At 68.4% G+C, this 1,435-nt stretch carries 1 protein-coding gene; it reads left to right on the top strand.

The window, feature by feature from the left end; genetic code table 11:
• Positions 1-1,435: condensation domain-containing protein (locus tag NKI25_RS36165; RefSeq protein WP_353000947.1), on the top strand; the 1,435-nt coding region annotated here is incomplete at both ends.

Below are 1,435 nucleotides of genomic sequence, written 5' to 3'. Positions count from 1 at the left end.
TCGAGCGGGTCGGACGCCACGACAACTTCTTCGAGCTCGGCGGCCACTCGCTGTTGGCGGTGCAGCTGATGGAGCGGCTGCGGCGGCTGTCGCTGGGGGTGGAGGTGCGCACCCTGTTCGCCCGGCCGGTGCTTTGCGATCTGGCCGCCAGCCTTGGCAGCCATGACGAGGTGGCGGTGCCGGCCAACCTGATCGGCGAGCAGAGCACGGCAATTACGCCGCAGATGCTGACGCTGATCGATCTTACCCAACAGGAGATCGACCGGATCGTCGCCACGGTGCCGGGCGGGGTCGCCAACATCCAGGACATTTATGGCCTGTCGCCGCTGCAGGACGGCATCCTGTTCCATCATCTGCTGGCGACGAAGGGCGATCCGTATCTGCTGGTCTCGCAGATGGCGTTTGCCGAGCGCGGCCTGTTGGAGCGCTATCTTGGTGCGGTTCAGCAGGTGGTGGACCGGCACGACATTCTGCGTACGGCCTTTGTCTGGGAGGGTCTGTCGAGCCCGGCGCAGGTGGTGTGGCGCAAGGCGGCCCTGGAGGTGCGCGAGGTCGAGCTGGATGAGGATGGCGGTCCCGGTTCCGAGCAGCTGAAGCGGCGGTTCGATCCGCGCCAGTACCGCATCGACCTTGGCCGGGCGCCCTTGATGCGCGTCGTGATCGCGCGCGAGCCCGGCAGCGGGCGCTGGCTGCTGTTGGAGCTGCTGCACCATCTGATCGGCGATCACACGACGCTGGAGATCATGCATGCCGAGGTGCGGGCCGTGCTGGAGAGACGCGCGCATGAGCTTGCCGCGCCGCAGCCGTTCCGCAATCTGGTGGCGCAGGCGCGCCTGGGGGGCGATGCCAAGGCGCATGAGGAGTTCTTCCAGGAACAGCTGGCGGACATCGACGAGCCGACGCTGCCGTTCGGGCTAAGCCAAGTGCATGGCGACGGCAGCGGGGTTGGCGAGGCGCATCGGATGCTGCCGCAGGCGCTCAACGATCGGCTGCGGGCCCAGGCGCGGCGGCTGGGGGTGAGCCTGGCCAGCCTTTGCCATCTGGCCTGGGGTCAGGTGGTGGCGCGCAGCAGCGGCCGAGAGCAGGTGGTGTTCGGCACGGTGCTGTTCGGCCGCATGCATGCCGGTGCGGGCGCCGACCGCGCAATGGGCCTGTTCATCAACACCCTGCCTGTGCGGCTTGACCTCGACGGCACCGGAGTTGAGGAAAGTCTGCGTCTCACCCATGCCCGTCTGGCCGAGCTGCTGGCGCACGAGCATGCCTCGCTGGCGCTGGCGCAACGCTGCAGCGGCGTTGCGGCGCCGGCGCCGCTGTTCGGTGCGCTGTTGAACTACCGCCACAACACGCCGGCGGCCATGGCCGGCTCCAGGACGGACGATGGTCTGTCCGGCGTGGAATGGCTGGGCAGCGAGGAGCGCACCAACTATCCGCTGAC

The sequence above is a fragment of the Mesorhizobium sp. M0808 genome, assembly GCF_040320025.1.
GTDB lineage: Bacteria > Pseudomonadota > Alphaproteobacteria > Rhizobiales > Rhizobiaceae > Mesorhizobium.
Note: the sequence above shows the minus strand (reverse complement) of the source record. Positions and strands in the feature narration are given on the sequence as shown.